The following is a 13,216-nucleotide window of genomic DNA, read 5'->3' on the forward strand; positions in this document are numbered from 1 at the left end:
TCCTTCAATGGCGCATTATGCGCTTATTAATCGTGATTCTTTGTCTTTGATCTCAACACCAGCCACATCCACCAATTTCATCAGTTGGGAAAAAAGTAAATTAACTGGACGCTGGCTAGACACGGTGAGTTCAATATTTACATTATCACTATCTGTTATATGATCCATATTCAATGCGCATATCTGAAACCCACGGTGACGGGTAACCCGCAAAATCCGTTCCAACATTTCAGGACAAAACCGCGCCTTAATAGCAAGTTGATGCTGTCTCATAATGATTTCTCCAACATGGCTTCGTTGCTTGCGCCTGGTGGAACCAATGGCCAGACATTCTCTAATTCATCAATAGACACATGTAATAAATACGCGCCCTCGCTGTTGAATAAAGCATCCAATGCTTCATCCACTTGTGCTTTGTCAGTAACTCTCTGTCCCGGAATACCAAACGCCTGCGCCAACGTAAGAAAATCAGGGTTATCAGTTAAGATCGTTTCGCTATAACGTTTGTCAAAAAACAGCTCTTGCCACTGACGAACCATGCCCAATCTTTGGTTATCCAATAAGATCAGTTTGACCGGCAATTGCTTGCGTTTAATAGTGCCTAATTCCTGAACATTCATCATGAAGGAGCCATCACCAGATATGCAGATAACCATATCTTCAGGACGAGCCATCTGGGCACCAACCGCCGCTGGAATACCGAATCCCATCGTGCCTAATCCACTTGATGTAATGAAATTTTCTGGCTGACTAAAAGTCATGTGTTGAGCAGCCCACATCTGATGCTGCCCAACATCGGTTGTGATAACCGTACTGGACGAAGCACGTTCAGAAACCTGCTTCAACAGCAACGGAGCATAAATGCTTTCGCCCTGATAGTCATAACACCATGCATGTTCGTTTTTTAATTGTTTGATTTTTTGCTGCCAGGCTTGGATCGATAAAGGTTGCTGTAAATGAGGTAATAGGGTTTTTAAATCACCCAATAATGAAACATGAGTCTGACGTAATTTATTAAATTCAACAGGATCAATATCCAAATGAATCACTTTGGCATGAGGTGCAAAAGTATTCAACTTTCCTGTCACACGGTCATCAAAACGCGCCCCAGCGGCTATTAACAAATCACAGGATTGAACGGCAAGGTTAGCGGCTTTAGTACCATGCATCCCTAACATTCCCAAATAACATTCATGTTCAAAATCTGCCGCTCCCAAGCCTTTCAATGTGGAAACAACGGGAACACCCGTTTCAGATACAAAATTACGCAATTCAGGAACAGCACCAGACATGCCAACCCCTCCACCCACATACAAAATAGGTTTCCGAGATGAAGCTAACAATTGACGAGCCAATTCAATCTCTTGTTTTGGAAGAGAAAATTTAGGGAGGATCGGTATTAAATAGGGAGGGAAATCACCTTGTGCTAACTGAATATCTTTTGGTATATCAATCAGAACAGGGCCTGGGCGCCCATTCATGGCAATGGAAAAAGCATCGGCCATGATTTGAGGTAATTTTTCCAATGAATCAACAAGAAAACTGTGCTTTGTACAAGAAAGAGACATGCCCAGGATATCGATTTCCTGAAAGGCATCTGTCCCGATAAATTCAGAACTTACCTGACCGGTAATAGCGATAACAGGAACGGAATCCAATAATGCGTCAGCCAATCCCGTGATTAAGTTTGTCGCTCCTGGCCCTGATGTCGCGATGCAAACTCCTGGCTTACCACTTGCCCTCGCATAGCCAATGGCTGCCATAACAGCGCCTTGTTCATGGCGACACAAAATGTGCTCAACACCACCATCATACAGCGCATCATAAACTGGCATGATTGCTCCACCAGGATAACCAAAAACTTTTTCAATTCCCTGTTTTCGTAATGCCTCTACAACCGATTGTGCCCCGTTCATTGTCGTCTCCCCTGTTACGTTTACCTTGCTGTTAGCTGTTGTGATGTTTTGTTGCTTCTGCTTGTCGAACCCATATCTGGCCTAAAAAAAACCCCCGCGCCTTTCGGTGCGGGGGTTTTTCGGAATCTGGCTATTTTTCTGTTTAAGCCGTTCTTCGTCCAAGTGCAGCCCCGCACGGTGGGATAATCACCACCACGCTAATAATTAGGCTAATCACTAGGACAAATGCGTTCATAATTCTATTCGTTTTTAATTCGTATGATTGACGTATATTTAAGAGTTATCACTTTCTATGATTGTTGACAACGATTATTTTTGTTTTTTTATAACAAAATTATTTTATTTATATTTTTCATTTAGATAACTAAAAAATAGATAAATCCACTGTAATTTACTCCTTTTCATCTCAGAAAAAATTGCTATCCATTTGTTTAGTAAAATAATTAATAAATAAAGTGATAGAAAAACGAGTTAATCGTCTAAGTTTCGATAACATGGCAAAAATACGATCACAATTAATTTTTACAGTTAATTATTGTCATAGTTAATAGTACTATGGGTTCAAAATTCATTAAATTAAATTTATCTATTTTATTAAGTTATGATTATCGATGAGTACCACTTATTCCCACTCGATTTTTTTATCATAAGAATTCCAGCTTATTAGATTATTCATATATAACATCATGTTATTATTAAAATCTAAACAACCGAATGGTTGTCAGTATAATCATAGTGATAAATATATTTACGAACCTTTTCACAAAATAAAGAAAGGCGACTTTTCATTATTTTTTATCGATCCATGATAATAGCTTTCTTGCTAAGGAGAGCATCATGGCACTGGCCGTTATTCATACACGGGCAACAATTGGTATTGATTCCCCTATCGTCACGATAGAAGCACATATCAGTAATGGTTTACCCGGTCTCACTCTTGTTGGTTTACCTGAAACTACCGTAAAGGAAGCCAGAGATCGTGTCCGAAGCGCTCTGATCAATAGTGGTTTTACTTATCCTCCCAAGAGGATTACCGTCAATTTAGCACCAGCAGATCTCCCCAAAGAAGGAGGAAGATATGATTTGCCCATCGCTATTGCAATTTTAGCTGCATCGGAGCAGATCACGACAGATAAGCTACATAATTATGAGTTTTTAGGTGAATTAGCACTCTCTGGTGAAATACGGCAAGTTATGGGAGCAATTCCCGCAGCATTGAGTGCAAAAAAGGCAGGAAGACAACTTATCCTCTCCTCAGAAAATCAAGCTGAACTGGCAATTTTGTCTCAAAACGAAACGCTAATAGCAAATCATTTACTGCAAGTCTGCCATTTCTTACAAGGAGAAAGTGCGACTTTATCCCCTCCTTCTCCTGTCGAACTACAGACTGAATCATTTATTTTGGATATACAAGATATTATTGGACAGGAACAAGCTAAACGGGCACTGGAGATCACAGCCACTGGCGGTCATAATCTTCTGCTGCTCGGTCCTCCAGGCACCGGCAAAACTATGCTTGCCAGCCGATTATGTGGTTTATTACCGCCATTGACGCATCAGGAAGCTCTAGACGTCGCTGCAATCAATAGTTTAGCCGGATGTCCAGTTAACCCTCAAAAATGGCATATACGCCCGTTTAGAGCCCCTCATCACAGTTCTTCAATGGCAGCTCTTGTTGGAGGAGGCTCAATACCTAAGCCGGGAGAAATTTCTCTTGCCCATAATGGTGTGTTATTTCTAGACGAATTAACTGAATTTAATCGCAGTGTCCTTGATGCCCTGCGGGAACCGTTAGAATCTGGCGAGATAGTGATATCCCGTGCCAGAGCAAAAGTTCGCTTTCCTGCCCAGGTTCAATTGATTGCAGCCATGAACCCTAGCCCAACCGGCTATTATCAGGGGATGCATAACCGAAGCAGTCCACACCAAGTATTACGTTATCTCTCTAAACTGTCAGGCCCTTTTTTAGATCGTTTTGATCTTTCTATTGAAGTTCCACTGCTTCCTCCTGGAATTTTAAGTCAATCATCAACAAAATATGGAGAAAGTAGTCAAGAAATCAAAAAACGCGTAGCAAGAGCAAGAAAAATACAAATAGAGCGCAGTGGGCACATCAATGCCCATCTCAGTAGCAAACAAACCGAAGATATTTGCAAAATTAGTATGGAAAATGCCGTTTTTCTGGAAAATACTTTATTGAAATTAGGATTATCTATACGTGCCTGGCACAGGATACTTAGAGTTTCTCGCACAATTGCAGATTTAAAAGAACAAACAAGAATAGAAAAACCAGATATTATGGAAGCACTCAGCTACCGAAGTATGGATAGATTACTTATTCAATTACAGAAACAGGTTGGATAAGTTATCGGTTAGAAGAGGGACAGCAGCCCCTCTTGGATAGATGATTAATATTAATGATGGTATTAATCATCAGTATCGGTATAGTCCTCTGAAGAATCAAGCTGTGGTTTTCCGCCAGAAAGGGTATGAAAACGTTTTGGACGGCTAATTTTTGCCAAATACTTAGTCCATACCTTTTCCTCTGTCGTTGCAGGTGCACGTTCACCACGGCAAACTGCAACAAACAGTTTTTCTTCTTCTGTTTGAGGTTCACGTTTACCAAGGTCCAATTCATTGAACGCATGACCATAACGTTCTAGCAATTGGGCCTCTTTGATGGTGAAATCACCATGACGGGAAAATCCACGTGGATAATTTTTATTATCAAAAAAACGATTAGTCGTGATGAAGCTTTCAGCCATCTGACACACTCCTAACTCTAAGTCATACTAATTATGGCGCGGAGTATTAGGGAGGCTTGAGATTCTGTAAAACAAAATATTTAAATCTTAACGACAAAAACTATTGGAGATACATGTGGACACTGAATTACTGAAAACCTTTTTGGAAGTCAGTAAGACTCGTCACTTTGGTCGGGCAGCTGAATCGCTCTATTTAACACAATCCGCTGTTAGTTTTCGTATCCGCCAACTAGAAAATCAGCTGGGTACCAATCTATTCACACGACATCGTAATAATATCCGCCTAACTGCAGCCGGAGAACGTCTGGTACCTTATGCAGAATCACTAATGAGTACCTGGCAATTGGCGAAGAAAGAAATCAATTATGTCGCCCAGCATACAAAACTCTCTATCGGCGCTACAGCATCCCTATGGGAATGTTATCTAACATCCTGGATAAATACATTTTATCAACACCATCAGGAAATAAGAATCGAATCATTGGTTTCGACACGCCAGTCATTAGTCAAGCAATTGCATTCTCGTGAATTGGATCTCCTAATTACCACTGAACCACCCAAAATGGATGAATTCCAAAGTCAGTTGATAGGTAATATCCAGCTTATTTTATTAACAACCCTACATGACCTTGATAAGACAGTAGAAAATTATATTAAATTAGAGTGGGGAGCTGATTTTCACCAACAAGAACAACAAATCTTAAAGAATGATCATCCACCTATCATTACAACCACATCAGCGCATATTGCCAGAGAGTTATTGGATAGCGTTAATGCTGCAACCTTCCTTCCTGTACATTGGCAAGAAGAATATCCGAAACTTGTTGCCTTACCTCATAATCAGTTAATAGAACGCCCATTGTACGCTGTATGGCTACAAAACAGTGACCAACAAGCGCTTATCCAACACTTATTAAAAATTCCTGTTGAAAAAGCACCTGTAACTACAAAAACAACGTTTATAGCAAAACTATAGAAAAAATAAGGAGTAATGTACGGTATAGAATGCGCAAAGGAGTCGCGCCCGCGAAGAAATTAGAATTACACAAGACTAGAAGTTAAAACTATAATGTCAGTAAAAACATAGGTCAAAGCTGCAATATGTTAGAGCCATAGTACGTTAGAACTGTACAAAAATGACAAACAAGAAAAAACCCAGCTAACTTTAGCTGGGCTATTAATCTGAAAGCTATATCAATTATTACTTATTTGTTAACTGGCAGGGGCGGAGAGGCTCGAACTCCCAACACCCGGTTTTGGAGACCGGTGCTCTACCAATTGAACTACGCCCCTAAATACGGTGGCGGTGCGGACGGGACTCGAACCCGCGACCCCCGGCGTGACAGGCCGGTATTCTAACCAACTGAACTACCGCACCACCGAATTTCTTTAGCCTGCTGCCTTTTATGCCGGCAACAAGTTTTTAATGAATGTCTGGCAGTGCCCTACTCTCACATGGGGAGACCCCACACTACCATCGGCGCTACGGCGTTTCACTGCTGAGTTCGGCATGGGGTCAGGTGGGACCACCGCGCTATTGCCGCCAGACAAATCCTGTTTTCAATCCCGAACAAGCTGTTTTTATCCTGAAACTTTTCTCTCTCTCACCCCAAAACACCTTCGGTGTTGTCAGGTTAAGCCGCACGGTTCATTAGTACTGGTTAGCTCAACGTCTCGCAACGCTTACACACCCAGCCTATCTACGTCCTCGTCTCGAACGTTCCTTCAGTGTCCTCAAGGGACAAGGGAAGACTCATCTTAAGGCAAGTTTCCCGCTTAGATGCTTTCAGCGGTTATCTCTTCCGCACTTAGCTACCGGGCAGTGCCATTGGCATGACAACCCGAACACCAGTGGTGCGTCCACTCCGGTCCTCTCGTACTAGGAGCAGCCCCTTGCAATCTTCCAACGCCCACGGCAGATAGGGACCGAACTGTCTCACGACGTTCTAAACCCAGCTCGCGTACCACTTTAAATGGCGAACAGCCATACCCTTGGGACCTACTTCAGCCCCAGGATGTGATGAGCCGACATCGAGGTGCCAAACACCGCCGTCGATATGAACTCTTGGGCGGTATCAGCCTGTTATCCCCGGAGTACCTTTTATCCGTTGAGCGATGGCCCTTCCATTCAGAACCACCGGATCACTATGACCTGCTTTCGCACCTGCTCGAGCCGTCACTCTCGCAGTCAAGCTGGCTTATGCCATTGCACTAACCTCCTGATGTCCGACCAGGATTAGCCAACCTTCGTGCTCCTCCGTTACGCTTTGGGAGGAGACCGCCCCAGTCAAACTACCCACCAGACACTGTCCGCAACCCGGATAACGGGCCTGCGTTAGAACATCAAACATTCAAGGGTGGTATTTCAAGGATGGCTCCGTGCAGACTGGCGTCCACACTTCACAGCCTCCCACCTATCCTACACATCAAGGCTCAAGGTTCAGTGTCAAGCTATAGTAAAGGTTCACGGGGTCTTTCCGTCTTGCCGCGGGTACACTGCATCTTCACAGCGAGTTCAATTTCACTGAGTCTCGGGTGGAGACAGCCTGGCCATCATTACGCCATTCGTGCAGGTCGGAACTTACCCGACAAGGAATTTCGCTACCTTAGGACCGTTATAGTTACGGCCGCCGTTTACTGGGGCTTCGATCAAGAGCGTCGCCTTGCGGCTAACCCCATCAATTAACCTTCCAGCACCGGGCAGGCGTCACACCGTATACGTCCACTTTCGTGTTTGCACAGTGCTGTGTTTTTATTAAACAGTTGCAGCCAGCTGGTATCTGCGACTGGCCTCGGCTCCAAAAGCAAGTTTCTTCACCTAACGCCAGCGTGCCTTCTCCCGAAGTTACGGCACCATTTTGCCTAGTTCCTTCACCCGAGTTCTCTCAAGCGCCTGAGTATTCTCTACCTGACCACCTGTGTCGGTTTGGGGTACGATTAACAATAATCTGAAGCTTAGGGGCTTTTCCTGGAAGCGGGGCATCAGCAACTTCCGCACCGTAGTGCCTCGTCATCGTGCCTCAGCGTAACGGATAACCGGATTTGCCTGGTTATCCCGCCTACACACTTAAACCGGGACGACCGTCGCCCGGCTTGCCTAGCCTTCTCCGTCCCCCCATCGCAATTATTGCCAGTACAGGAATATTAACCTGTTGCCCATCGACTACGCTTTTCAGCCTCGCCTTAGGGGTCGACTCACCCTGCCCCGATTAACGTTGGACAGGAACCCTTGGTCTTCCGGCGAGCGGGTTTTTCACCCGCTTTATCGTTACTTATGTCAGCATTCGCACTTCTGATACCTCCAGCAAACCTCACAGTTCACCTTCAACGGCTTACAGAACGCTCCCCTACCCAACAACATATTCATGTCGCTGCCGCAGCTTCGGTGCATGGTTTAGCCCCGTTACATCTTCCGCGCAGGCCGACTCGACCAGTGAGCTATTACGCTTTCTTTAAATGATGGCTGCTTCTAAGCCAACATCCTGGCTGTCTGAGCCTTCCCACTTCGTTTCCCACTTAACCATGACTTGGGGACCTTAGCTGGCGGTCTGGGTTGTTTCCCTCTTCACGACGGACGTTAGCACCCGCCGTGTGTCTCCCGTGATAACATTCTTCGGTATTCGCAGTTTGCATCGGGTTGGTAAGTCGGGATGACCCCCTAGCCGAAACAGTGCTCTACCCCCGAAGATGAGTTCACGAGGCGCTACCTAAATAGCTTTCGGGGAGAACCAGCTATCTCCCGGTTTGATTGGCCTTTCACCCCCAGCCACAAGTCATCCGCTAATTTTTCAACATTAGTCGGTTCGGTCCTCCAGTTAGTGTTACCCAACCTTCAACCTGCCCATGGCTAGATCACCGGGTTTCGGGTCTATACCCTGCAACTTAACGCCCAGTTAAGACTCGGTTTCCCTGCGGCTCCCCTATGCGGTTAACCTTGCTACAGAATATAAGTCGCTGACCCATTATACAAAAGGTACGCAGTCACCCTGATAAATCAGGGCTCCCACTGCTTGTACGTACACGGTTTCAGGTTCTCTTTCACTCCCCTCGCCGGGGTTCTTTTCGCCTTTCCCTCACGGTACTGGTTCACTATCGGTCAGTCAGGAGTATTTAGCCTTGGAGGATGGTCCCCCCATATTCAGACAGGATACCACGTGTCCCGCCCTACTCATCGAACTCACAGCCTGTGTCTCTTCGTGTACGGGACTGTCACCCTTTACTGTGCGCCTTTCCAGACGCTTCCACTGACACACAAACTGATGATGGTTCTGGGCTCCTCCCCGTTCGCTCGCCGCTACTGGGGGAATCTCGGTTGATTTCTTTTCCTCGGGGTACTGAGATGTTTCAGTTCCCCCGGTTCGCCTCCTTACCCTATGGATTCAGGTAAGGATGGTGCAACGGATTGCACCGGGTTTCCCCATTCGGACATCGCCGGCTGATAGCGCTTCATATCAGCTCACCGGCGCTTTTCGCAGATTAGCACGTCCTTCATCGCCTCTGACTGCCTAGGCATCCACCGTGTACGCTTAGTCGCTTAACCTCACAACCCGAAGGTGTCTTCAGATTGGAGGGGTTGAGAGACTCATCAATGTTATCGTTCAACAACATCGATTGTTTCAAATTTTCAGCTTGTTCCAGATTGTTAAAGAGCTAATATTGCTAAACCGACGCGCACGTCCGCTTAACAATATTTTATCGGCACCGTCTTTCACCCGTTACCCGAGCAAGATGGCGTCCCCTAGGGGATTCGAACCCCTGTTACCGCCGTGAAAGGGCGGTGTCCTAGGCCTCTAGACGAAGGGGACTCAAAGTCTTCTTCGCAGACGCTTGCTCTGCTTTCATTCATCAGACAATCTGTGTGAACACTCACATTTCACCATCTTAGGTTAAGGAGGTGATCCAACCGCAGGTTCCCCTACGGTTACCTTGTTACGACTTCACCCCAGTCATGAATCACAAAGTGGTCAGCGCCCTCCTAAAGGTTAAGCTACCGACTTCTTTTGCAACCCACTCCCATGGTGTGACGGGCGGTGTGTACAAGGCCCGGGAACGTATTCACCGCAGCATTCTGATCTGCGATTACTAGCGATTCCGACTTCATGGAGTCGAGTTGCAGACTCCAATCCGGACTACGACAGACTTTATGAGGTCCGCTTGCTCTCGCGAGGTCGCTTCTCTTTGTATCCGCCATTGTAGCACGTGTGTAGCCCTACTCGTAAGGGCCATGATGACTTGACGTCATCCCCACCTTCCTCCGGTTTATCACCGGCAGTCTCCCTTGAGTTCCCACCCGAAGTGCTGGCAACAAAGGATAAGGGTTGCGCTCGTTGCGGGACTTAACCCAACATTTCACAACACGAGCTGACGACAGCCATGCAGCACCTGTCTCACGGTTCCCGAAGGCACTTCCGCATCTCTGCAGAATTCCGTGGATGTCAAGAGTAGGTAAGGTTCTTCGCGTTGCATCGAATTAAACCACATGCTCCACCGCTTGTGCGGGCCCCCGTCAATTCATTTGAGTTTTAATCTTGCGACCGTACTCCCCAGGCGGTCGATTTAACGCGTTAGCTCCGGAAGCCACGGCTCAAGGCCACAACCTCCAAATCGACATCGTTTACAGCGTGGACTACCAGGGTATCTAATCCTGTTTGCTCCCCACGCTTTCGCACCTGAGCGTCAGTCTTCGTCCAGGGGGCCGCCTTCGCCACCGGTATTCCTCCACATCTCTACGCATTTCACCGCTACACGTGGAATTCTACCCCCCTCTACGAGACTCTAGTCAACCAGTCTTAGATGCCATTCCCAGGTTAAGCCCGGGGATTTCACATCTAACTTAATTGACCGCCTGCGTGCGCTTTACGCCCAGTAATTCCGATTAACGCTTGCACCCTCCGTATTACCGCGGCTGCTGGCACGGAGTTAGCCGGTGCTTCTTCTGCGGGTAACGTCAATCGCAAGGTGTCTTCGACCCTGCGCCTTCCTCCCCGCTGAAAGTACTTTACAACCCGAAGGCCTTCTTCATACACGCGGCATGGCTGCATCAGGCTTGCGCCCATTGTGCAATATTCCCCACTGCTGCCTCCCGTAGGAGTCTGGGCCGTGTCTCAGTCCCAGTGTGGCTGGTCATCCTCTCAGACCAGCTAGGGATCGTCGCCTAGGTGAGCCGTTACCCCACCTACTAGCTAATCCCATCTGGGTTCATCCGATGGCGTGAGGCCCGAAGGTCCCCCACTTTGCTCCCAAGAGGTTATGCGGTATTAGCCACCGTTTCCAGTGGTTATCCCCCTCCATCGGGCAGATCCCCAGACATTACTCACCCGTCCGCCGCTCGCCGGCAGGAAAGCACGCTTTCCCCCGCTGCCGCTCGACTTGCATGTGTTAGGCCTGCCGCCAGCGTTCAATCTGAGCCATGATCAAACTCTTCAATTAAAAGTTTGATGCTCAAAGAATTCTACTGTTAGTTCGTAATGAATTAACTGTCAGTCACTCTTCAAGACTTTAAATCTTTTTGCCTTTCGGCTTGGATAAGTGTCTTGCGAGTGCCCACACAGATTGTCTGATTAATTTGTTAAAGAGCGTTGGCAACCGGAAGTCTCTTCCGAGTTACGAGGCTGCGTATCTTACGCTTTTCGCCGCCAGAGTCAAGCGCTTATTTTCGCTTTTCTCTCCCCGTCCTGCGCGGCCTGCTTCAGCGCTGCGTCGGTCAGTGATGGCGCATTATAGGGGGTTTTACGGCGCTGACAAGAGTTTTTTGCAATTTTATTTTCAAGCGAACGCTTTTTGTTCTTTTAAATATAAAAATCACTCAAACAGGCTAAGATTAATGCAGATTATTCCATTGCATGGCGTTTTTTTCCTCAATAACATTCCTATATAATTGTTTATATGTTTGCGATCCACTCTTATTGTTGAGGTTTTTATGCCTACTGTTTTACGCCAGTATCTAAATTTCTATCCTCAAGTCGGTCAAAAAGTTCTTTTAGATCCTTCTTCTATTGTAATTGGGGATGTCAGATTAGCAGACAATGTCAGCATTTGGCCCCTTGTAGTTATCCGAGGAGATGTAAATTATGTCTCCATTGGTTCACGTACAAATATTCAAGATGGTTCTGTTTTACATGTGACTCATAAATCTCCTGATAATCCAAATGGCTTCCCACTCATAATTGGCGAAGATGTCACGGTAGGTCATAAATCAATGCTACATGGGTGTAAAATTGGGAATCGAGTCTTGGTCGGCATGGGTTCCATTTTACTTGATGGAGTGACTATTGAAGATGATGTTGTGATTGGAGCTGGTAGCCTAATTCCTCCAGGTAAAAAATTAGAAAGCGGTTACCTGTACGTCGGTAGCCCTGCCAAACAAGTACGAAAACTCAAACCTGAAGAATTGGAAGGGCTGCTTTATTCCGCTAATAATTACGTTAGCTGGAAAAATGATTATCTATCAACACAATCTGAAAGCAAAGAGTAGCGTCCAAATTGATCATCATTCCCACTCAAAATGGCTGTTTCAAACTCTTCTTCCAAGTCCCAGCGATGTTGGCGAAACAAATCGAGTGGGTGATGATCCTTACCATAACGCTCTATTATTTCATCAGAACTAATCATACACTCCACCAGCAAACCATCCACCATTGCTGGGAATATCACCTTATTTTCTACCTCATCCCACTCTTCACGATCAGGAAATTGAATTGATTGGTTCATACATGTAACTCCCGTCTTAAGGTCGTTAAAACAGGTTCTATTTCGGGGAGTACTCCATGCCATAATTCAAAAGAATATGCAGCCTGCCCTACCAACATACCTAAGCCATCAGCCAGACGTGAAACACCGTTTTGATGAGCAAACGTAAGGAAAGGGGTTAATCCATGCTGGTAATACATGTCGTAACACACACTATTATTTTGAAAAATAAACGGAGAGATGGCAGGAATTTGTCCATCAAGGCCAGAAGCTGTTGCATTAATGATAATATCAAAATCTGGAATAATAAGGCCAAGAGCACTCATTTCAATGGCCTGGATATCACCTAATAGCGAAAATGTATTTGCGATTATTTGAGCACGTTCAAATGTTCGGTTAGTAATAGTGACTGAACAGCCCAGTAATAACAAAGGAGACAATACACCTTTCGCAGCTCCACCAGCGCCTATAATCAGAATTTTCTGTCCTTGAGAGAGGAATTCGAGTCGCTGCAAGTCTACTAACAATCCCATTCCATCAGTATTGTCACCGAGCAGTCGGTTTCCCTCTATCCGTTTTAATGTGTTAACTGCACCACAGATACTTGCCCGTTCAGTCAATTCATCTGAGCATCTATAGGCTCTCTCTTTGAAAGGAATAGTGATATTCGCTCCTAATCCCCCTCGTTCGAAAAAATGAGTTAAGGTTTGTTCAAAGTTTTCTACCGGAGCAAGTATTCTCCCATACTGATGTTCGATACCTGTTTGTTCAGCAAACAATTGATGAATATAAGGAGATTTACTATGTGCGATTGGATTACCAAAAACAGCGAATTTATCCATGATT

The 13,216-nt window shown here is 45.6% G+C and carries 9 protein-coding genes, 3 tRNA genes and 3 rRNA genes; 3 read left to right on the plus strand and 12 right to left on the minus strand.

Annotated features, from left to right (window positions below; translation table 11 throughout):
- Positions 1-15 precede the first annotated feature (15 nt).
- From ilvM to ACE1SE_RS17710, 3 genes are all read right to left on the minus strand, one after another.
- Complete coding sequence (gene ilvM / locus ACE1SE_RS17700; RefSeq protein ID WP_074020690.1) at positions 16-273, minus strand: acetolactate synthase 2 small subunit; 258 nt, start codon at positions 271-273, stop codon at positions 16-18.
- On the minus strand, positions 270-1,916 hold the full coding sequence (gene ilvG, locus ACE1SE_RS17705) for an acetolactate synthase 2 catalytic subunit (RefSeq protein ID WP_374051988.1): 1,647 nt from the start codon (positions 1,914-1,916) through the stop codon (positions 270-272). Before ilvG ends, ilvM begins: the two co-directional genes overlap by 4 nt.
- 142 nt (positions 1,917-2,058) lie before the next feature.
- Positions 2,059-2,151: an IlvGEDA operon leader peptide gene (locus ACE1SE_RS17710; RefSeq protein ID WP_139292496.1), complete on the minus strand. Its 93-nt coding sequence runs from the start codon at positions 2,149-2,151 to the stop codon at positions 2,059-2,061.
- A gap of 602 nt (positions 2,152-2,753) precedes the next feature.
- Between ACE1SE_RS17710 and ACE1SE_RS17715 the strand changes: the two genes are divergently transcribed.
- The gene (locus ACE1SE_RS17715) at positions 2,754-4,280 is read left to right on the plus strand and encodes a YifB family Mg chelatase-like AAA ATPase (RefSeq protein ID WP_374051989.1); all 1,527 of its coding nucleotides are present in this window, start codon (positions 2,754-2,756) and stop codon (positions 4,278-4,280) included.
- Between the two features lie 62 nt (positions 4,281-4,342).
- Here ACE1SE_RS17715 and ACE1SE_RS17720 read toward each other — a convergent pair whose 3' ends face one another.
- Positions 4,343-4,681 carry a MaoP family protein gene (locus ACE1SE_RS17720; RefSeq protein WP_099133079.1) on the minus strand — a complete coding sequence of 113 codons (339 nt, stop codon included), beginning with the start codon at positions 4,679-4,681 and terminating at the stop codon, positions 4,343-4,345.
- A 115-nt stretch (positions 4,682-4,796) separates the two neighbouring features.
- Here ACE1SE_RS17720 and hdfR point away from each other — a divergent pair, with 115 nt between their 5' ends.
- Positions 4,797-5,657 (plus strand): HTH-type transcriptional regulator HdfR, encoded by an 861-nt coding sequence (gene hdfR / locus ACE1SE_RS17725; RefSeq protein ID WP_374051990.1) that lies wholly within the window; start codon positions 4,797-4,799, stop codon positions 5,655-5,657.
- 241 nt (positions 5,658-5,898) lie between these two features.
- Here hdfR and ACE1SE_RS17730 read toward each other — a convergent pair.
- From ACE1SE_RS17730 to ACE1SE_RS17755, 6 genes are all read right to left on the minus strand, one after another.
- Positions 5,899-5,974: transfer RNA gene (locus tag ACE1SE_RS17730), tRNA-Trp, on the minus strand.
- A gap of 8 nt (positions 5,975-5,982) precedes the next feature.
- Positions 5,983-6,059: transfer RNA gene (locus ACE1SE_RS17735), tRNA-Asp, on the minus strand.
- A gap of 54 nt (positions 6,060-6,113) precedes the next feature.
- A 5S ribosomal RNA gene (rrf, locus tag ACE1SE_RS17740) occupies positions 6,114-6,229 on the minus strand.
- A gap of 82 nt (positions 6,230-6,311) precedes the next feature.
- Positions 6,312-9,221: ribosomal RNA gene (locus ACE1SE_RS17745) — 23S ribosomal RNA — on the minus strand.
- Between the two features lie 189 nt (positions 9,222-9,410).
- Positions 9,411-9,486, minus strand: a tRNA-Glu gene (locus ACE1SE_RS17750).
- A gap of 82 nt (positions 9,487-9,568) precedes the next feature.
- Positions 9,569-11,110, minus strand: a 16S ribosomal RNA gene (locus ACE1SE_RS17755).
- Together the 16S, 23S and 5S rRNA genes with 3 tRNA genes alongside form the textbook arrangement of a ribosomal RNA operon.
- A gap of 490 nt (positions 11,111-11,600) precedes the next feature.
- Between ACE1SE_RS17755 and ACE1SE_RS17760 the strand changes: the two genes are divergently transcribed.
- Positions 11,601-12,155 carry a gamma carbonic anhydrase family protein gene (locus ACE1SE_RS17760; RefSeq protein ID WP_374051991.1) on the plus strand — a complete coding sequence of 185 codons (555 nt, stop codon included), beginning with the start codon at positions 11,601-11,603 and terminating at the stop codon, positions 12,153-12,155.
- On the opposite strand, the gene ACE1SE_RS17765 is transcribed toward ACE1SE_RS17760, so the two are convergent.
- Both ACE1SE_RS17765 and aroE read right to left on the minus strand, forming a co-directional pair.
- Positions 12,122-12,391: a DUF1488 family protein gene (locus tag ACE1SE_RS17765; protein WP_374051992.1), complete on the minus strand. Its 270-nt coding sequence runs from the start codon at positions 12,389-12,391 to the stop codon at positions 12,122-12,124. The genes ACE1SE_RS17760 and ACE1SE_RS17765 overlap by 34 nt on opposite strands.
- Positions 12,388-13,212 (minus strand): shikimate dehydrogenase, encoded by an 825-nt coding sequence (gene aroE / locus ACE1SE_RS17770; RefSeq protein WP_374051993.1) that lies wholly within the window; start codon positions 13,210-13,212, stop codon positions 12,388-12,390. Before aroE ends, ACE1SE_RS17765 begins: the two co-directional genes overlap by 4 nt.
- Positions 13,213-13,216 lie beyond the last annotated feature (4 nt).

It is taken from the genome of Xenorhabdus taiwanensis (assembly GCF_036512875.1).
Taxonomy (GTDB): domain Bacteria; phylum Pseudomonadota; class Gammaproteobacteria; order Enterobacterales; family Enterobacteriaceae; genus Xenorhabdus; species Xenorhabdus taiwanensis.